Genomic DNA, 17,539 nt, shown 5'->3' with positions numbered 1-17,539 from the left:
TCAGAAGATCTCCTTGACGCTTTTGCCACGCTTGGCGGCAATGGATTCAGGAGACTGCATTGCTTTCAAACCTTTGAAAGTGGCGTGAACCACGTTTACCGGGTTAGTCGAGCCGTAGCACTTGGCCAGAACGTTCTGAACGCCAGCAACTTCGAGGACAGCACGCATAGCGCCGCCAGCGATGATACCGGTACCTTCAGAAGCAGGCTGCATGTACACCTTCGAAGCGCCGTGAGCGGACTTCATTGCGTACTGCAGAGTGGTGCCGTTCAGATCAACTTGGATCATGTTGCGGCGAGCAGCTTCCATTGCCTTCTGGATCGCAGCAGGCACTTCACGCGACTTGCCACGGCCGAAGCCAACACGCCCTTTACCATCACCAACCACGGTCAACGCGGTGAAAGTGAAGATACGGCCGCCTTTAACGGTTTTGGCTACGCGGTTAACTTGAACCAGCTTCTCAATGTAGCCTTCGTCGCGCTTTTGGTCGTTATTTGACATAACTTAGAACTCCAGCCCAGCTTCACGAGCAGCATCAGCCAGCGCTTTCACGCGACCGTGGTACTTGAAGCCAGAGCGGTCGAAAGCCACTTGCGAGACGCCAGCGGCCTTAGCACGCGTAGCGACCAGCTGGCCAACCTTTGTGGCCGCGTCGATGTTGCCAGTGGCACCATCACGCAGTTCTTTATCCAAAGTCGAGGCGCTTGCCAGGACCTTGTTGCCGTCGGCCGAGATGACCTGGGCGTAGATGTGCTGCGACGAGCGGAACACGCAGAGACGCACGACTTCGAGTTCGTGCATTTTCAGGCGTGCTTTGCGAGCGCGACGCAGTCGAGTAACTTTTTTGTCGGTCATTTGCTATGCCCTACTTCTTCTTGGCTTCTTTACGACGGACGACTTCGTCCGCGTAGCGCACACCTTTGCCTTTGTACGGCTCTGGTGGACGGAAGTCGCGGATCTCAGCGGCCACTTGACCTACCAGCTGCTTGTCGATGCCCTTGATCAGGATATCGGTCTGGCTAGGAGTCTCAGCGGTGATGCCTTCCGGCAGTTCGTAATCCACTGGGTGCGAGAAGCCAAGGGCCAGGTTCAAAACCGTGCCTTTTGCTTGCGCTTTGTAACCAACACCGACCAGCTGGAGCTTGCGCTCGAAGCCTTGGCTTACGCCTTGGACCATGTTGTTTACCAACGCACGCGTGGTACCGGCCATTGCGCGAGTTTGTTGATCGCCATTGCGAGCAGCGAAACGCAGCTCACCAGCTTCTTCAACGATCTCAACGGACGAATGGATGTTCAGTTCAAGAGTACCCTTGGCACCCTTCACCGAAAGCTGTTGGCCTGCGAATTTTACTTCGACACCGGCTGGCAGCTTAACGGGGTTCTTAGCGACGCGAGACATGCTTATCCCCCCTTAGAACACAGTGCAAAGAACTTCGCCGCCGACACCGGCAGCGCGCGCAGCACGATCCGTCATCACACCTTTGTTGGTGGAGACGATAGACACGCCAAGACCGCCACGAACTTTCGGCAGATCTTCAACGGACTTGTACTGACGCAGGCCTGGACGACTAACGCGCTTCACTTCTTCGATAACCGGACGGCCTTCGAAGTACTTCAGCTCGATGGACAACGACGGCTTAGCGTCGGTGGTGATCTGAAAATCCGCGATGTAACCTTCGTCCTTCAGGACTTTTGCTACAGCCACCTTCAGCGTGGAAGACGGCATGCTTACGACAGACTTTTCAGCCATCTGGGCATTACGGATTCGAGTTAGCATGTCCGCTAACGGGTCCTGCATACTCATGGGCTAGACGCTCCTAATACAGAAAAATTAGCCTTGCGGCTACTACTTGTCGCCGAGAACTTCCGAGCATGAAAAACACGGGCTCAGGCGAGCCGGTCATTCTAGACACACCCCAGAAATGAATCAAGCCCCAAAAGGGGCTTGATTCAGATTCAAGGCCACCGATGGTCAGGTTCTTGCGAACCCGAACATCGAGACTTTGACAGCAATTACCAGCTGGCTTTAACCAGACCTGGTACGTCACCACGCATTGCAGCTTCACGCAGCTTGTTACGGCCAAGGCCGAACTTGCGGTAAACGCCGTGCGGACGACCAGTCAGGCGGCAACGGTTACGCATGCGCGAAGCGCTTGCGTCACGTGGTTGCTTCTGCAGAGCTACGGTAGCTTCCCAACGCGCTTCTGGACTTGCGTTCAGATCGACGATGATAGCTTTCAGCGCTGCACGCTTGGTGGCGTACTTGGCAACAGTGAGCTGACGCTTCAGCTCACGGTTTTTCATGCTCTTCTTGGCCATTTTCCTACTCCAATCAGTTGCGGAACGGGAATTTGAAAGCACGCAGCAGAGCGCGGCCTTCATCATCGTTCTTGGCAGTGGTGGTCAGGGTAATGTCCAGACCGCGGAGAGCATCGATCTTGTCGTAGTCGATTTCCGGGAAGATGATCTGCTCTTTCACGCCCATGCTGTAGTTACCACGACCATCGAAGGACTTGGCATTCAGGCCGCGGAAGTCGCGAACCCGAGGCAGGGAGATCGACAGCAGACGATCCAGGAACTCATACATACGCTCACGGCGCAGAGTCACCTTGACGCCGATCGGCCATCCTTCACGGACTTTAAAGCCAGCGATGGATTTACGAGCGTAGGTCACAACGACTTTTTGGCCGGTGATCTTTTCCAGGTCAGCAACAGCATGCTCGATGACTTTTTTGTCACCAACAGCTTCGCCCAGACCCATGTTCAGGGTGATTTTTGTAACGCGTGGAACTTCCATCACGTTCGAAAGCTTAAGTTCTTCCTTAAGCTTCGGTGCGATTTCCTTCCAGTAAATCTCTTTTAGTCGTGCCATGGTCTTCTACCTAGCAGTGTTCAAGCATCAACCGCTTTTTGGGTCGACTTGAAGACACGAATTTTCTTGCCGTCTTCTACTTTGAAACCAACGCGGTCAGCCTTGTTGGTTTCGCCGTTGAAAATGGCGACGTTAGAAGCGTCCAGTGGAGCTTCTTTTTCGACGATACCGCCTTGCACGCCCGACATCGGGTTAGGCTTGGTATGACGCTTAACCAGGTTCAGACCGCTAATAACCAGACGGTTATTAGCAAGAACCTTAAGCACCTTACCGCGCTTACCTTTGTCTTTGCCGGCGATCACGATGATCTCGTCGTCACGACGAATCTTTTGCATGTCGGATCTCCTTACAGCACTTCTGGGGCGAGCGAGACGATCTTCATGAACTTCTCAGTACGAAGTTCACGGGTCACTGGCCCAAAGATACGGGTGCCGATCGGCTCTTGCTTGTTGTTCAGAAGAACAGCAGCGTTGCCATCAAAGCGGATAATGGAGCCATCAGCACGACGTACGCCGTGACGAGTGCGGACTACAACAGCAGTCATCACTTGGCCTTTTTTCACTTTACCGCGAGGAATTGCTTCCTTCACGGTAACTTTGATGATGTCACCGATACCAGCGTAACGACGATGGGAGCCACCCAGCACCTTGATGCACATAACACGGCGAGCGCCGCTGTTATCGGCCACATCGAGCATGGATTGAGTCTGAATCATATAATTTCTCCGACCCCTAGTCCTTAGACTTCCACAGCGCGTTCGAGAACATCAACCAGCGCCCAAGACTTGGTCTTGGCCATAGGACGAGTTTCACGAATAGTGACTTTGTCGCCGATGTGGCACTGATTGGTTTCGTCGTGCGCGTGCAGCTTAGTCGAACGCTTAACGTATTTACCGTAGATCGGGTGCTTTACGCGACGCTCGATCAATACGGTGATGGTTTTGTCCATCTTGTCGCTGACAACACGGCCAGTCAGCGTACGGACAGTTTTTTCGGCTTCAGCCATGATCACTTACCTGCCTGCTGGTTGAGCACAGTCTTCACGCGAGCGATGTCACGCTTAACTTGCGAGAGCAGATGAGACTGCCCCAACTGGCCAGTTGCTTTCTGCATACGCAGATTGAACTGGTCGCGCAGCAAGCCGAGCAGTTGCTCGTTCAGCTGCTGTGCGGATTTTTCACGAAGTTCATTCGCTTTCATCACATCACCGTCCGTTTAACAAAGGCGGTGGCGAGCGGCAGCTTTGCAGCAGCCAGGGCAAAAGCCTCACGCGCCAGCTCTTCAGAAACACCCTCGATTTCATACAGGACTTTGCCTGGCTGAATCTGGGCAACCCAGTACTCCACACTACCCTTACCTTTACCCATACGAACTTCGAGGGGCTTTTTGGAAATAGGCTTGTCCGGGAATACACGGATCCAGATCTTGCCGCCACGTTTAACGTGACGGGTCAGAGCACGACGCGCTGACTCGATCTGACGAGCGGTGAGACGACCACGAGCTACAGACTTCAGCGCGAACTCGCCGAAGCTGACTTTGCTACCGCGCTGAGCCAGACCACGGTTGTGGCCTGTCATCTGCTTGCGGAACTTCGTACGCTTAGGTTGCAACATTTGGCGTACCCCTTACTTAGCAGCTTTTTTACGAGGCGCTGGTGCTTGTGGTTTCAGCTCTTCTTGGCGACCACCAATTACTTCGCCTTTGAAGATCCAAACCTTTACACCGATCACACCGTAAGTGGTGTGAGCTTCGTAGTTGGCATAGTCGATGTCGGCACGCAGGGTGTGCAATGGCACACGACCTTCGCGATACCATTCAGTACGTGCGATTTCAGCACCGCCGAGACGACCGCTCACTTGGATTTTGATGCCCTTGGCACCAATGCGCATGGCGTTCTGAACTGCGCGCTTCATAGCGCGACGGAACATTACACGACGCTCCAGCTGCTGAGCTACGCTCTGCGCAACCAGCATACCGTCGAGTTCCGGCTTGCGGATCTCTTCGATATTGATGTGCACAGGCACACCCATTTGCTTGGTCAGGTCCTGACGCAGTTTCTCAACATCTTCACCTTTCTTCCCGATAACGATACCTGGACGAGCGGTGTGGATGGTGATACGTGCAGTTTGGGCCGGACGATGGATATCGATACGGCTTACGGACGCGCTTTTTAGTTTGTCTTGGAGATACTCACGCACTTTCAGATCTGCGAACAAGTAGTCCGCATAAGTCCGACCGTCTGCGTACCAGACGGAGGTGTGCTCCTTGACGATTCCCAGGCGAATGCCAATGGGATGTACTTTCTGACCCATCTCTTCGACTCCGTTACTTGTCAGCAACCTTGACAGTGATATGGCAAGACCGCTTGACGATGCGATCAGCACGGCCTTTGGCACGTGGCATGATGCGCTTCAGCGAACGCCCTTCGTTGACGAAAACGGTGCTGACCTTCAGGTCATCAACGTCTGCGCCTTCGTTATGCTCGGCGTTGGCTACGGCCGACTCCAGCACTTTCTTCATGATCTCGGCGGCTTTCTTACTGCTGAAAGCCAACAAGTTGAGCGCTTCGCCCACCTTCTTCCCGCGGATCTGGTCGGCGACCAAGCGGGCTTTCTGGGCGGAGATTCGAGCGCCCGACAACTTAGCGGCTACTTCCATTTCCTAACCCCTTAACGCTTGGCTTTCTTGTCAGCCACGTGCCCGCGATAGTTGCGGGTACCGGCGAACTCGCCCAGTTTGTGGCCGACCATGTCTTCGTTAACGAGAACTGGGACGTGCTGACGACCGTTGTGTACTGCGATGGTCAGACCGACCATTTGTGGCAGGATCATCGAACGACGCGACCAAGTCTTAATTGGTTTGCGATCGTTCTTTTCCGCCGCCACTTCGATCTTCTTCAGTAGGTGAAGATCAATAAAAGGACCTTTTTTCAGAGAACGTGGCACTGTCGTATCCCTCTATTTACTTGCGACGACGGACGATCATTTTGTCGGTACGCTTATTACCACGAGTCTTCGCGCCCTTAGTCGGGAAGCCCCATGGCGATACCGGATGACGACCACCAGAGGTACGACCTTCACCACCACCATGTGGGTGGTCAACCGGGTTCATGGCAACACCACGAACGGTTGGGCGAACGCCACGCCAGCGCTTGGCACCAGCTTTACCCAGCGAACGCAGGCTGTGCTCGGAGTTCGAGACTTCGCCCAGGGTCGCACGGCATTCAGCCAGGACTTTACGCATTTCACCGGAACGCAGACGCAGGGTAACGTAAACGCCTTCACGAGCGATCAGCTGAGCCGAAGCACCAGCGGAACGAGCGATCTGTGCGCCTTTACCTGGCTTCAGTTCGATGCCGTGTACGGTAGAACCAACTGGAATGTTGCGCAGTTGCAGAGCGTTGCCTGGCTTGATTGGAGCCAGAGCGCCTGCGATCAGCTGGTCGCCAGCACTCACGCCTTTAGGGGCGATGATGTAGCGGCGCTCGCCGTCTGCGTAGCACAGCAGTGCGATGTGAGCAGTACGGTTTGGATCGTATTCGATACGCTCGACAGTGGCGACGATGCCATCTTTGTCGTTGCGACGGAAATCGACCATACGATAATGCTGCTTATGACCACCACCGATGTGACGCGTGGTAATACGGCCATTGTTGTTACGACCACCAGTCTTCGATTTTTTCTCGAGCAGCGGTGCGTGAGGAGCGCCTTTATGCAGCTCCTGGTTGACCACCTTGACCACAAAACGGCGGCCAGGGGAAGTCGGTTTGCATTTAACGATTGCCATGATGCACCCCTTCCTTACTCAGCACTGCTGCTGAAATCGAGATCTTGGCCTGGCTGAAGGGAGATAACTGCCTTCTTCCAGTCATTACGCTTGCCCAGACCGCGAGCAGTGCGCTTGCTCTTACCCAGAACATTCAGGGTAGTGACGCGCTCTACTTTCACGCTGAACAGGCTTTCGACGGCCTTCTTGATTTCCAGCTTGGTTGCGTCAGTAGCAACCTTGAAAACGAACTGGCCTTTCTTGTCTGCCAGAACCGTAGCCTTCTCGGAAACGTGCGGGCCAAGCAGAACTTTAAATACGCGTTCCTGGTTCATCCCAGCAGCTCCTCGAATTTCTTCACGGCCGACACGGTGATCAACACCTTGTCGTATGCGATCAGACTAACTGGATCGGAACCTTGAACGTCACGTACATCTACGTGCGGCAGGTTACGAGCAGCCAGGTACAGGTTCTGATCAACAGCGTCCGACACGATCAAAACGTCGGTCAGGCTCATGTTGTTCAGCTTGCCCAGCAGATCTTTGGTTTTCGGAGTTTCAACAGCGAAATCCTGAACCACGACCAGACGATCAGTACGCACCAGCTCAGCAAGGATGGAACGCATTGCTGCGCGATACATCTTCTTGTTCAGCTTCTGAGAGTGATCCTGTGGACGTGCTGCAAAAGTGGTACCGCCGCCACGCCAGATTGGGCTACGGATAGTACCGGCACGAGCACGGCCAGTACCTTTCTGACGCCATGGGCGCTTACCGCCACCACGAACGTCGGAACGGGTCTTTTGCTGCTTGGTACCTTGACGGCCGCCAGCCATGTAGGCCACGACTGCTTGGTGAACCAGCGTCTCGTTGAATTCGCCGCCAAATGTCAGTTCGGAAACTTCGATCGCTTGAGCGTCATTTACATTTAATTGCATGTCAGCTTCCCCTTAACCGCGAGCCTTGGCTGCTGGACGTACAACCAGGTTGCCGCCAGTAGCGCCAGGAACAGCACCCTTGACCAACAACAGATTGCGTTCAGCGTCCACGCGCACTACTTCCAGGGACTGCACGGTCACGCGCTCAGCGCCCATATGACCGGACATTTTCTTGCCCTTGAATACACGACCAGGAGTCTGGCACTGGCCGATAGAGCCTGGGACGCGGTGGGATACGGAGTTACCGTGGGTGTTATCTTGCCCGCGGAAATTCCAACGCTTGATCGTACCCTGGAAGCCTTTACCTTTGGACTGACCGGTTACATCAACCAGTTGACCAGCGGCGAAGATTTCAGCGTTGATCAGATCGCCAGCCTGGTACTCGCCTTCTTCAAGACGGAATTCCATGGTAGTGCGACCAGCGGCAACGTTCGCTTTAGCGAAGTGGCCAGCCTGAGCTGCTGTTACACGCGAAGCACGACGCTCGCCGACAGTGACTTGCACTGCACGATAGCCATCGGTCTCTTCAGTTTTGAACTGGGTGACGCGATTCGGCTCGATCTCAATGACCGTGACCGGAATGGAGACACCTTCTTCGGTGAAAATACGGGTCATACCGCATTTACGACCGACTACACCAATAGTCATGTTGTAAACCTCATGAGTGTACGGGGCTTTCACCCGCTATGGCCGCCCATTTCAGAGCGTTACACGACTAAGACCGAGTCTTAGCCGAGGCTGATCTGCACTTCCACACCGGCCGCAAGATCAAGCTTCATAAGAGCATCAACGGTTTTATCCGTTGGCTGGACGATGTCCAGAACGCGCTTATGAGTGCGGATTTCGTACTGGTCGCGCGCGTCTTTGTTGACGTGCGGAGAAACCAGAACGGTGAACCGCTCTTTACGGGTAGGCAGTGGAATTGGACCACGCACTTGAGCACCAGTACGTTTCGCGGTTTCCACGATTTCCTGGGTTGATTGGTCGATCAGGCGATGGTCGAAAGCCTTCAACCTGATACGGATTTGCTGATTTTGCATTGGATTTCAGACTCCGGCTGCTATTCCCACCGAGCGCAATACGCCCGTTAAAAGGAGGCGCAATTCTATAGACGCCCCAGATAGGTGTCAACCCAATAAAAAAGCCCCCGCTGAGCGGGGGCTTTTTCAAGTCAACAAGCAAACTCTATAAAAGAGATTACTCGATGATTTTGGCTACGACGCCAGCGCCGACGGTACGACCGCCTTCACGAATAGCGAAACGCAGACCGTCTTCCATCGCGATGGTTTTGATCAGGGTAACAGTCATCTGAATGTTGTCACCTGGCATTACCATTTCAACGCCTTCTGGCAGCTCGCAGTTACCAGTCACGTCAGTAGTACGGAAGTAGAACTGTGGACGGTAGCCTTTGAAGAACGGAGTGTGACGACCGCCTTCTTCCTTGCTCAGAACGTAAACTTCTGCGGTGAACTTGGTGTGCGGCTTAACCGAACCCGGCTTAACCAGAACCTGACCACGCTCAACGTCGTCACGCTTGGTACCACGCAGCAGAACGCCGCAGTTCTCGCCAGCACGACCTTCGTCGAGCAGCTTGCGGAACATTTCAACACCGGTGCAAGTAGTAACGGTGGTGTCACGCAGACCAACGATTTCCAGCGGATCCTGAACGCGAACGATACCGCGCTCGATACGACCAGTCACAACAGTACCGCGACCCGAGATCGAGAATACGTCTTCGATTGGCATCAGGAACGGCTTGTCGATCATACGAACTGGTTCTGGGATGTAGGCATCCAGAGTCTCTACCAGCTTCTTGACAGCGGTAGTGCCCATTTCGTTGTCGTCTTTGCCTTCCAGCGCCATACGAGCCGAACCGATGATGATTGGAGTGTCATCGCCCGGGAAGTCGTAGGTGGACAGCAGGTCGCGAACTTCCATCTCAACCAGTTCCAGCAGCTCTGCGTCGTCTACCAGGTCAGCCTTGTTCAGGAAAACCACGATGTACGGAACGCCTACCTGACGGGACAGCAGGATGTGCTCACGGGTTTGTGGCATCGGACCATCAGCGGCCGAGCAAACCAGAATAGCGCCGTCCATTTGAGCAGCACCGGTGATCATGTTCTTCACATAGTCAGCGTGACCTGGGCAGTCAACGTGAGCGTAGTGACGGATCTTCGAGTTGTACTCAACGTGTGCGGTGTTAATGGTGATACCGCGAGCTTTTTCTTCTGGCGCGCTGTCGATCTTGTCGAAATCAACGATTGCGGAACCGAAAACTTCGGAGCAAACGCGAGTCAGAGCAGCAGTCAGAGTGGTTTTACCGTGGTCAACGTGACCGATGGTGCCAACGTTGACGTGCGGTAGGGAACGATCAAATTTTTCTTTAGCCACGACAATTAACTCCTAGCCTAAAGGGGCTGAATCAGCCTTGTTTTTTGGTTACGGATTCGACGATGTGCGACGGAGCCGTATCGTATTTTTTGAATTCCATAGAGTAGCTTGCGCGACCCTGGGACATGGAGCGAACGTCGGTCGCATAACCGAACATCTCACCCAGTGGAACTTCGGCACGGATAACCTTGCCGGACACTGTGTCTTCCATACCCTGGATCATGCCGCGACGACGGTTAAGGTCGCCCATCACATCACCCATATAGTCTTCAGGCGTAACAACCTCTACAGCCATGATCGGCTCAAGCAACTCACCACCGCCCTTCTGGGCCAGTTGCTTGGTCGCCATGGAGGCAGCCACTTTAAACGCCATCTCGTTGGAGTCGACGTCGTGGTAAGAACCATCGAACACGGTAGCCTTCAGGCCGATCAGCGGATAGCCGGCAACAACGCCGTTCTTCATCTGCTCTTCGATACCCTTCTGGATAGCCGGGATGTATTCCTTAGGAACCACACCACCTACAACTTCGTTCACGAATTGCAGACCTTCCTGACCTTCGTCAGCAGGAGCAAAACGGATCCAGCAGTGGCCGAACTGACCACGACCGCCGGATTGACGAACGAACTTGCCTTCGATTTCACAGTTCTTCGTGATGCGCTCACGATACGAAACCTGAGGCTTGCCGATGTTGGCTTCGACGTTGAACTCACGGCGCATCCGGTCAACCAGGATGTCCAGGTGCAGTTCGCCCATGCCGGAGATGATCGTTTGACCAGTCTCTTCATCAGTTTTAACGCGGAAAGACGGGTCTTCCTGAGCAAGTTTGCCCAGTGCGATACCCATTTTTTCCTGGTCATCCTTGGTCTTAGGCTCTACGGCAACCGAAATAACCGGCTCCGGGAAGTCCATGCGAACCAGGATGATTGGCTTGTCAGCGTTGCAGAGGGTTTCACCAGTGGTGACGTCCTTCATGCCGATCAGGGCCGCGATGTCGCCAGCGCGCACTTCCTTGATCTCTTCACGGGCGTTTGCGTGCATTTGCACCATACGACCCACGCGCTCTTTCTTGCCTTTAACCGAGTTGATCACGCCGTCGCCGGAGTTCAACACGCCCGAGTAAACGCGGACGAAGGTCAAAGTACCCACGAATGGGTCGGTAGCGATCTTGAACGCCAGAGCCGAGAACGGCTCCGCATCGTCTGCATGACGCTCCAGCTCGATTTCCTCGTTATCCGGGTCAGTACCCTTGATAGCAGGAATGTCGGTCGGTGCAGGCAGGAAGTCGATAACGGCGTCGAGAACCAGGGGAACGCCCTTGTTCTTGAACGAAGAACCGCAAACAGCCAGAACGATTTCGCCGGCGATAGTACGCTGACGCAAAGCAGCTTTGATCTCTTCGATCGACAGCTCTTCGCCTTCCAGGTACTTGTTCATCAGCTCTTCGTTGGCTTCAGCAGCAGCTTCGACCATGTTGTTGCGCCACTCTTCAGCCAGCTCTTGGAGCTCAGCAGGAATGTCCTTGCGAACAGGAACCATACCTTTGTCAGAGTCGTTCCAGTAGACAGCTTGCATGCTGATCAGATCGATCTGACCCTGGAAGTTGTCTTCGGAACCGATCGCCAACTGGATCGGCACCGGAGTGTGACCCAGACGCTGCTTGATCTGACCGATCACGCGCAGGAAGTTAGCGCCAGCACGGTCCATCTTGTTTACGTAAACAAGACGAGGAACGCCGTATTTGTTGGCTTGACGCCATACGGTTTCCGACTGAGGCTCAACACCCGAAGTACCGCAGAACACAACGACAGCGCCGTCGAGTACGCGCAGGGAACGCTCAACTTCAATAGTGAAGTCAACGTGGCCCGGGGTATCGATTACGTTGAAGCGGTGCTCATCCTTGTACTGCTTCTCGGAACCTTTCCAGAAGGCGGTGATGGCAGCAGAAGTAATGGTAATACCACGCTCCTGCTCCTGCACCATCCAGTCTGTGGTCGCGGCGCCATCATGCACCTCGCCCATTTTGTGACTTTTGCCGGTGTAAAAAAGGACGCGCTCGGTGGTGGTGGTTTTACCAGCATCCACGTGAGCGACGATACCGATGTTACGGTAGCGGCTAATCGGAGTAGTACGAGCCATAAAGCCCTCGCAAAATTAGTGAAGCTAAAATTAGAAGCGGTAGTGCGAGAAAGCTTTGTTGGCTTCAGCCATACGGTGCACGTCTTCACGCTTCTTAACAGCAGCACCTTTACCTTCAGCAGCATCCAGCAGTTCGCCAGCCAAACGCAGAGCCATAGACTTCTCGCCACGCTTACGGGCGAAGTCTACCAACCAGCGCATTGCCAGAGCGTTACGACGGGAAGGACGAACCTCGACCGGAACCTGGTAAGTAGCACCACCAACGCGGCGCGACTTCACTTCGACCAGCGGAGCGATGGCGTCGAGTGCTTTTTCGAAGAGTTCCAGGGGATCGGTGCCAGCCTTACGGGTCGCAACGGTTTCCAGGGCACCATAAACGATACGCTCGGCAACGGCTTTCTTGCCGCTTTCCATAACGTGGTTCATGAATTTGGCGAGGATCTGGCTTCCGTATTTCGGATCGTCCAGAATCTCACGCTTTGCTGCTACGCGACGTCTTGGCATGATAAGCCCTCAAGCGGTCTTCAGGTTAGCTCGGGACAGATCCAATGGATGCGTGCCCGACCTTACTCTTATCGACTCAATAAAATGAAAATCTGCAAAACGGCCGATTACTTCGGACGCTTGGTACCGTACTTCGAACGACCCTGGTTACGACCTTTAACGCCGGAAGTATCCAAGGAGCCGCGAACGGTGTGGTAACGAACACCTGGCAAGTCTTTTACACGACCGCCGCGGATCAGTACCACGCTGTGCTCTTGCAGGTTGTGACCTTCACCACCGATGTACGAGGAAACCTCGAAACCGTTGGTCAGGCGCACACGGCATACTTTACGCAGTGCCGAGTTAGGTTTTTTCGGCGTAGTGGTGTACACACGGGTGCACACGCCACGACGTTGCGGGCAGTTCTGCAGCGCAGGTACGTCGGATTTCTCGACGATACGCTTACGCGGCTGACGTACCAGCTGGTTGATAGTTGCCATCTACTAGCTCCACTGTTGTCTTGCGACGCTATTGTCTTGCAAGAAAAGCAAAATGGCAGGAACGAATTCCCGCCAAATTTAGGGGATCAAGAGTCTAAAGAGGATCTTGTCCCCAGTCAAGGCAAGGCCCCGACCTCCCCGCCCGTCGAACCTTGACAATATGTCTCGATTCGACGAACGGAGCGATCAGGGCCTTACGCTCATTTATCGCAGAACTCAGTTACCGCTCGAGTTCAGCGCTTCGGTCAGTGCAGCTTCCACTTCACTGGCGCTTACGCGCAACGGCTTGTCTGCTTCACGACGACGCTTGCGCTCGCTGTGATATGCCAGGCCGGTACCTGCCGGGATCAGACGACCCACGACCACGTTTTCTTTCAGGCCGCGCAGGTAATCGCGCTTGCCGGTGACTGCCGCTTCGGTCAGTACGCGGGTGGTTTCCTGGAAGGAAGCCGCCGAGATGAACGATTCGGTGGACAACGACGCCTTGGTGATACCCAACAGAACGCGAGTGTACTTGGAGACGAACTTGTCTTCGCCGCCCAGACGCTCGTTCTCTACCAGTACGTGAGTCAGTTCCATCTGGTCGCCCTTGATGAAACTCGAATCGCCGGATTCAGCGATTTCAACTTTACGCAGCATCTGACGCAGGATGGTCTCGATGTGCTTATCGTTGATCTTCACGCCTTGCAGACGGTAAACGTCCTGGATCTCGTTGACGATGTACTTGGCCAGCGCGCTTACACCCAGCAGACGCAGGATGTCGTGCGGATCGCTTGGGCCGTCGGAGATAACTTCGCCGCGGTTTACCTGTTCGCCTTCGAACACGTTCAGGTGACGCCACTTCGGAATCAGCTCCTCGTACGGATCGGAACCGTCGTTCGGGGTAATGACCAGACGGCGCTTGCCTTTGGTCTCTTTACCGAACGCGATGGTGCCGCTGACTTCAGCCAGAATCGACGCTTCTTTCGGACGACGGGCTTCGAACAAGTCGGCAACACGCGGCAGACCACCGGTGATGTCGCGAGTCTTCGAAGTTTCTTGCGGGATACGCGCGATAACATCACCGATCGCGATCTTCGCACCGTCCGCAACACCGACCAGGGCGTTGGCTGGCAGGAAGTACTGAGCGATAACGTCAGTGCCTGGCAGCAACAGATCCTTGCCGTTGTCGTCAACCATCTTCACTGCTGGACGGATTTCTTTGCCCGCAGCTGGACGATCTTTCGCGTCGAGTACTTCAATGTTGGTCATACCGGTCAATTCGTCAGTCTGACGCTTGATCGTGATGCCTTCTTCCATGCCCACGTAGGTCACGGTACCTTTCATTTCGGTAACGATCGGGTGAGTGTGCGGATCCCACTTGGCCACGATTGCGCCAGCGTCGACCTTGTCACCTTCTTTAACCGAAATCACAGCACCGTACGGCAGCTTGTAACGCTCACGCTCACGACCGAAGTCATCAGCGATGGCCAGCTCACCGGAACGGGACACAGCAACCAGGTGACCATCCACTCGCTCAACATGCTTCAGGTTGTGCAGACGGACGGTACCGCCATTCTTCACCTGAACGCTGTCGGCTGCGGAAGTACGGCTTGCCGCACCACCGATGTGGAACGTACGCATCGTCAGCTGGGTACCCGGCTCACCGATGGACTGGGCAGCGATAACGCCGACCGCTTCACCGATGTTCACCTGGTGACCACGAGCCAGATCACGGCCGTAGCACTTGGCGCAAATGCCATAGCGGGTTTCGCAGCTGATCGGCGAACGCACGATCACTTCGTCGATGCTGTTCAGCTCGATGAACTCAACCCACTTCTCGTCAACCAGAGTACCGGCCGGAACGATAACGTCCTCGGTGCCTGGCTTGAATACGTCACGGGCAATAACACGACCCAATACGCGCTCACCCAACGGCTCTACAACGTCACCGCCTTCAATGTGCGGAGTCATCAGCAGACCGTGTTCGGTGCCGCAATCGATCTCGGTTACAACCAGATCCTGCGCCACGTCTACCAGACGACGAGTCAGGTAACCGGAGTTCGCAGTTTTCAACGCGGTATCCGCCAGACCTTTACGAGCACCGTGAGTCGAGATGAAGTACTGAAGTACGCTCAAACCTTCACGGAAGTTCGCAGTAATCGGCGTTTCGATGATGGAACCGTCCGGCTTGGCCATCAGACCACGCATACCGGCCAGCTGACGAATCTGTGCTGCGGAACCCCGCGCACCCGAGTCGGCCATCATGTACATCGAGTTGAAAGACTCTTGATCGACCTCAACGCCGTGACGGTCGATAACCTTCTCTTTCGAGAGGTTGGCCATCATTGCCTTGGAAACTTCGTCGTTCGCTTTCGACCAAAGGTCGATCACTTTGTTGTACTTCTCGCCCTGGGTTACCAGGCCGGAGGCGTACTGGCTCTCGATCTCTTTCACTTCGTCGGTGGCTGCACCGATGATGCGGGCTTTCTCGTCCGGGATAACGAAGTCGTTAACACCGATGGAAACGCCGGAGATGGTCGAGTAAGCGAAACCGGTGTACATCAACTGGTCAGCGAAGATCACGGTCTCTTTCAAACCAACCACGCGGTAGCACTGGTTGATCAGTTTGGAGATCGCCTTTTTCTTCATCGGCAGGTTGACGACGTCGTACGACAGACCTTTTGGCACAACCTGGAACAGCAGCGCACGGCCGACAGTGGTGTCGACGATACGGGTGCCGCTTACGCTGTTGCCGTCACGGTCGTTGACGGTTTCGTTGATACGAACTTTAACCTTGGCGTGCAGTGCGGCTTCGCCGGCACGGAACACACGGTCAACTTCCTGCAGATCCGCAAATACACGACCTTCGCCTTTGGCGTTGATCGCTTCACGAGTCATGTAGTACAGACCCAATACAACGTCCTGCGACGGAACGATGATTGGCTCACCGTTGGCTGGCGACAGAATGTTGTTGGTCGACATCATCAACGCACGCGCTTCCAGCTGGGCTTCCAGTGTCAGCGGTACGTGCACGGCCATTTGGTCGCCGTCGAAGTCGGCGTTGTACGCGGCGCAGACCAGAGGGTGCAGCTGGATAGCCTTACCTTCGATCAGTACCGGTTCAAACGCCTGGATACCCAGACGGTGAAGGGTCGGTGCACGGTTGAGAAGAACCGGGTGTTCGCGAATCACTTCAGCGAGAACGTCCCAAACCTCTGGCAGTTCGCGCTCGACCATTTTCTTGGCCGCTTTGATGGTGGTCGCGAGACCACGCATTTCCAGCTTGCCGAAAATGAACGGTTTGAACAGCTCGAGAGCCATCTTCTTCGGCAGACCGCACTGGTGCAGACGCAGGGTCGGGCCTACGGTAATTACCGAACGACCGGAGTAGTCAACACGCTTACCGAGCAAGTTCTGACGGAAACGACCTTGCTTACCCTTGATCATGTCAGCCAGGGATTTCAGAGGACGCTTGTTCGAACCGGTGATAGCGCGGCCACGACGACCGTTGTCGAGCAGAGCATCGACAGCTTCCTGCAACATACGCTTTTCGTTGCGCACGATGATGTCCGGAGCGGACAGATCCAGCAGGCGCTTCAAACGGTTGTTACGGTTGATCACTCGACGATACAGATCGTTGAGGTCGGAAGTCGCGAAACGACCGCCGTCCAGCGGGACCAGTGGACGCAGATCTGGCGGCAGAACCGGCAGAACGGTCAGCACCATCCACTCTGGCAGGTTGCCGGAACCCTGGAAGGCTTCCATCAACTTCAGACGCTTGGACAGCTTCTTGATCTTGGTTTCGGAGTTGGTTTGCGGAATTTCTTCGCGCAGACGGCCAATCTCGTGTTCCAGGTCGATAGCGTGCAGCAGTTCACGGACAGCTTCAGCACCCATACGGGCATCGAAGTCATCACCGAACTCTTCCAGCGCTTCGAAGTACTGCTCGTCGTTCAGCAGCTGACCTTTTTCAAGGGTGGTCATGCCTGGATCGATAACGACATAGCTCTCGAAGTAGAGAACGCGTTCGATATCACGCAGGGTCATGTCCATCAGCAAGCCGATACGGGACGGCAGCGATTTCAGGAACCAGATGTGGGCAACCGGCGAAGCCAGTTCGATGTGCGCCATGCGCTCACGACGAACCTTGGCCAGTGCAACTTCAACGCCGCACTTCTCGCAGATCACACCACGGTGCTTCAAGCGCTTGTACTTACCGCACAGGCACTCGTAATCCTTTACCGGGCCAAAGATCTTGGCGCAGAACAGACCGTCACGCTCAGGTTTGAACGTACGGTAGTTGATGGTTTCCGGCTTTTTAACTTCACCGAACGACCATGAGCGGATCATCTCAGGCGAGGCCAATCCGATACGGATGGCGTCGAACTCTTCGACTTGACCCTGGTTTTTCAGCAAATTCAGTAGGTCTTTCAAGGCCTTTCCTCCTGGCGGAGCAGAGAGCGGGCAATCCTGCCC

Annotated in this window: 24 protein-coding genes; all 24 read right to left on the bottom strand. The window is 54.8% G+C overall.

The genetic code is table 11. The features are described from left to right. The 24 genes from rpsE to rpoC all read right to left on the bottom strand — a co-directional run bounded on the left by rpsE (position 1) and on the right by rpoC (position 17,497). On the bottom strand, positions 1-501 hold the full coding sequence (gene rpsE / locus HUW52_RS04860) for a 30S ribosomal protein S5 (protein ID WP_003186035.1): 501 nt from the start codon (positions 499-501) through the stop codon (positions 1-3). 3 nt (positions 502-504) lie between these two features. Further along, positions 505-855 carry a 50S ribosomal protein L18 gene (gene rplR / locus HUW52_RS04855; RefSeq protein ID WP_003186037.1) on the bottom strand — a complete coding sequence of 117 codons (351 nt, stop codon included), beginning with the start codon at positions 853-855 and terminating at the stop codon, positions 505-507. 10 nt (positions 856-865) lie between these two features. Beyond that, positions 866-1,399 carry a 50S ribosomal protein L6 gene (gene rplF / locus HUW52_RS04850; RefSeq protein ID WP_003176412.1) on the bottom strand — a complete coding sequence of 178 codons (534 nt, stop codon included), beginning with the start codon at positions 1,397-1,399 and terminating at the stop codon, positions 866-868. A gap of 12 nt (positions 1,400-1,411) precedes the next feature. Then, positions 1,412-1,804 carry a 30S ribosomal protein S8 gene (rpsH, locus tag HUW52_RS04845; RefSeq protein WP_007918458.1) on the bottom strand — a complete coding sequence of 131 codons (393 nt, stop codon included), beginning with the start codon at positions 1,802-1,804 and terminating at the stop codon, positions 1,412-1,414. Between the two features lie 209 nt (positions 1,805-2,013). Further along, positions 2,014-2,319 carry a 30S ribosomal protein S14 gene (gene rpsN / locus HUW52_RS04840; protein WP_003228726.1) on the bottom strand — a complete coding sequence of 102 codons (306 nt, stop codon included), beginning with the start codon at positions 2,317-2,319 and terminating at the stop codon, positions 2,014-2,016. Between the two features lie 13 nt (positions 2,320-2,332). Then, the gene (rplE, locus tag HUW52_RS04835) at positions 2,333-2,872 is read right to left on the bottom strand and encodes a 50S ribosomal protein L5 (RefSeq protein ID WP_003176415.1); all 540 of its coding nucleotides are present in this window, start codon (positions 2,870-2,872) and stop codon (positions 2,333-2,335) included. A 20-nt stretch (positions 2,873-2,892) separates the two neighbouring features. Further along, positions 2,893-3,207, bottom strand: coding sequence for a 50S ribosomal protein L24 (gene rplX / locus HUW52_RS04830; RefSeq protein WP_008081905.1), 315 nt, complete (start codon positions 3,205-3,207; stop codon positions 2,893-2,895). A gap of 11 nt (positions 3,208-3,218) precedes the next feature. Further along, positions 3,219-3,587 carry a 50S ribosomal protein L14 gene (rplN, locus tag HUW52_RS04825; protein WP_002555479.1) on the bottom strand — a complete coding sequence of 123 codons (369 nt, stop codon included), beginning with the start codon at positions 3,585-3,587 and terminating at the stop codon, positions 3,219-3,221. A gap of 23 nt (positions 3,588-3,610) precedes the next feature. Next, the gene (rpsQ, locus tag HUW52_RS04820) at positions 3,611-3,877 is read right to left on the bottom strand and encodes a 30S ribosomal protein S17 (protein WP_003194644.1); all 267 of its coding nucleotides are present in this window, start codon (positions 3,875-3,877) and stop codon (positions 3,611-3,613) included. A gap of 2 nt (positions 3,878-3,879) precedes the next feature. Further along, positions 3,880-4,071 (bottom strand): 50S ribosomal protein L29, encoded by a 192-nt coding sequence (gene rpmC, locus HUW52_RS04815; RefSeq protein ID WP_002555481.1) that lies wholly within the window; start codon positions 4,069-4,071, stop codon positions 3,880-3,882. Then, positions 4,071-4,484: a 50S ribosomal protein L16 gene (rplP, locus tag HUW52_RS04810; RefSeq protein WP_007896757.1), complete on the bottom strand. Its 414-nt coding sequence runs from the start codon at positions 4,482-4,484 to the stop codon at positions 4,071-4,073. The genes rpmC and rplP overlap by 1 nt, the downstream gene beginning before the upstream one ends. A 12-nt stretch (positions 4,485-4,496) precedes the next feature. Beyond that, the gene (gene rpsC / locus HUW52_RS04805; RefSeq protein ID WP_003176422.1) at positions 4,497-5,183 is read right to left on the bottom strand and encodes a 30S ribosomal protein S3; all 687 of its coding nucleotides are present in this window, start codon (positions 5,181-5,183) and stop codon (positions 4,497-4,499) included. Positions 5,184-5,196: 13 nt separating this feature from the next. Further along, a complete protein-coding gene (rplV, locus tag HUW52_RS04800) occupies positions 5,197-5,529 on the bottom strand; it encodes a 50S ribosomal protein L22 (protein ID WP_003103908.1) in 333 nt (110 codons plus the stop codon). 11 nt (positions 5,530-5,540) lie between these two features. Continuing rightward, positions 5,541-5,816 (bottom strand): 30S ribosomal protein S19, encoded by a 276-nt coding sequence (gene rpsS / locus HUW52_RS04795; protein WP_011336172.1) that lies wholly within the window; start codon positions 5,814-5,816, stop codon positions 5,541-5,543. Between the two features lie 16 nt (positions 5,817-5,832). Further along, complete coding sequence (rplB, locus tag HUW52_RS04790) at positions 5,833-6,657, bottom strand: 50S ribosomal protein L2 (protein WP_003228734.1); 825 nt, start codon at positions 6,655-6,657, stop codon at positions 5,833-5,835. 14 nt (positions 6,658-6,671) lie between these two features. Beyond that, a complete protein-coding gene (gene rplW / locus HUW52_RS04785) occupies positions 6,672-6,971 on the bottom strand; it encodes a 50S ribosomal protein L23 (protein WP_002555488.1) in 300 nt (99 codons plus the stop codon). Next, complete coding sequence (gene rplD / locus HUW52_RS04780; RefSeq protein WP_007918468.1) at positions 6,968-7,570, bottom strand: 50S ribosomal protein L4; 603 nt, start codon at positions 7,568-7,570, stop codon at positions 6,968-6,970. The genes rplW and rplD overlap by 4 nt, the downstream gene beginning before the upstream one ends. Before the next feature lie 12 nt (positions 7,571-7,582). Next, positions 7,583-8,218: a 50S ribosomal protein L3 gene (gene rplC / locus HUW52_RS04775; RefSeq protein WP_003228738.1), complete on the bottom strand. Its 636-nt coding sequence runs from the start codon at positions 8,216-8,218 to the stop codon at positions 7,583-7,585. A gap of 80 nt (positions 8,219-8,298) precedes the next feature. After that, complete coding sequence (gene rpsJ, locus HUW52_RS04770) at positions 8,299-8,610, bottom strand: 30S ribosomal protein S10 (protein WP_003186070.1); 312 nt, start codon at positions 8,608-8,610, stop codon at positions 8,299-8,301. Positions 8,611-8,767: 157 nt separating this feature from the next. Next, a complete protein-coding gene (gene tuf / locus HUW52_RS04765) occupies positions 8,768-9,961 on the bottom strand; it encodes an elongation factor Tu (RefSeq protein WP_064361246.1) in 1,194 nt (397 codons plus the stop codon). Between the two features lie 31 nt (positions 9,962-9,992). After that, entirely contained in the window at positions 9,993-12,098 is a 2,106-nt protein-coding gene (gene fusA, locus HUW52_RS04760; protein WP_175553088.1) for an elongation factor G, read from the bottom strand. A gap of 30 nt (positions 12,099-12,128) precedes the next feature. Then, positions 12,129-12,602, bottom strand: coding sequence for a 30S ribosomal protein S7 (rpsG, locus tag HUW52_RS04755; protein WP_007916467.1), 474 nt, complete (start codon positions 12,600-12,602; stop codon positions 12,129-12,131). 107 nt (positions 12,603-12,709) lie between these two features. Then, complete coding sequence (gene rpsL / locus HUW52_RS04750) at positions 12,710-13,081, bottom strand: 30S ribosomal protein S12 (protein ID WP_003186084.1); 372 nt, start codon at positions 13,079-13,081, stop codon at positions 12,710-12,712. A 216-nt stretch (positions 13,082-13,297) separates the two neighbouring features. Further along, positions 13,298-17,497 carry a DNA-directed RNA polymerase subunit beta' gene (gene rpoC, locus HUW52_RS04745; RefSeq protein WP_016984189.1) on the bottom strand — a complete coding sequence of 1,400 codons (4,200 nt, stop codon included), beginning with the start codon at positions 17,495-17,497 and terminating at the stop codon, positions 13,298-13,300. Positions 17,498-17,539 lie beyond the last annotated feature (42 nt).

The sequence above is a fragment of the Pseudomonas sp. 43A genome, from assembly GCF_013363935.1.
Taxonomy (GTDB): domain Bacteria; phylum Pseudomonadota; class Gammaproteobacteria; order Pseudomonadales; family Pseudomonadaceae; genus Aquipseudomonas; species Aquipseudomonas crudilactis.
Note: the sequence above shows the minus strand (reverse complement) of the source record. Positions and strands in the feature narration are given on the sequence as shown.

Coding starts and splice junctions, on each gene's coding strand:
- rpsE (WP_003186035.1), bottom strand. CDS start 501: ATGTCAAATAACGACCAAAAGCGCGACGAAGGCTACATTGAGAAGCTG.
- rplR (WP_003186037.1), bottom strand. CDS start 855: ATGACCGACAAAAAAGTTACTCGACTGCGTCGCGCTCGCAAAGCACGC.
- rplF (WP_003176412.1), bottom strand. CDS start 1,399: ATGTCTCGCGTCGCTAAGAACCCCGTTAAGCTGCCAGCCGGTGTCGAA.
- rpsH (WP_007918458.1), bottom strand. CDS start 1,804: ATGAGTATGCAGGACCCGTTAGCGGACATGCTAACTCGAATCCGTAAT.
- rpsN (WP_003228726.1), bottom strand. CDS start 2,319: ATGGCCAAGAAGAGCATGAAAAACCGTGAGCTGAAGCGTCAGCTCACT.
- rplE (WP_003176415.1), bottom strand. CDS start 2,872: ATGGCACGACTAAAAGAGATTTACTGGAAGGAAATCGCACCGAAGCTT.
- rplX (WP_008081905.1), bottom strand. CDS start 3,207: ATGCAAAAGATTCGTCGTGACGACGAGATCATCGTGATCGCCGGCAAA.
- rplN (WP_002555479.1), bottom strand. CDS start 3,587: ATGATTCAGACTCAATCCATGCTCGATGTGGCCGATAACAGCGGCGCT.
- rpsQ (WP_003194644.1), bottom strand. CDS start 3,877: ATGGCTGAAGCCGAAAAAACTGTCCGTACGCTGACTGGCCGTGTTGTC.
- rpmC (WP_002555481.1), bottom strand. CDS start 4,071: ATGAAAGCGAATGAACTTCGTGAAAAATCCGCACAGCAGCTGAACGAG.
- rplP (WP_007896757.1), bottom strand. CDS start 4,484: ATGTTGCAACCTAAGCGTACGAAGTTCCGCAAGCAGATGACAGGCCAC.
- rpsC (WP_003176422.1), bottom strand. CDS start 5,183: ATGGGTCAGAAAGTACATCCCATTGGCATTCGCCTGGGAATCGTCAAG.
- rplV (WP_003103908.1), bottom strand. CDS start 5,529: ATGGAAGTAGCCGCTAAGTTGTCGGGCGCTCGAATCTCCGCCCAGAAA.
- rplB (WP_003228734.1), bottom strand. CDS start 6,657: ATGGCAATCGTTAAATGCAAACCGACTTCCCCTGGCCGCCGTTTTGTG.
- rplW (WP_002555488.1), bottom strand. CDS start 6,971: ATGAACCAGGAACGCGTATTTAAAGTTCTGCTTGGCCCGCACGTTTCC.
- rplD (WP_007918468.1), bottom strand. CDS start 7,570: ATGCAATTAAATGTAAATGACGCTCAAGCGATCGAAGTTTCCGAACTG.
- rplC (WP_003228738.1), bottom strand. CDS start 8,218: ATGACTATTGGTGTAGTCGGTCGTAAATGCGGTATGACCCGTATTTTC.
- rpsJ (WP_003186070.1), bottom strand. CDS start 8,610: ATGCAAAATCAGCAAATCCGTATCAGGTTGAAGGCTTTCGACCATCGC.
- fusA (WP_175553088.1), bottom strand. CDS start 12,098: ATGGCTCGTACTACTCCGATTAGCCGCTACCGTAACATCGGTATCGTC.
- rpsG (WP_007916467.1), bottom strand. CDS start 12,602: ATGCCAAGACGTCGCGTAGCAGCAAAGCGTGAGATTCTGGACGATCCG.
- rpsL (WP_003186084.1), bottom strand. CDS start 13,081: ATGGCAACTATCAACCAGCTGGTACGTCAGCCGCGTAAGCGTATCGTC.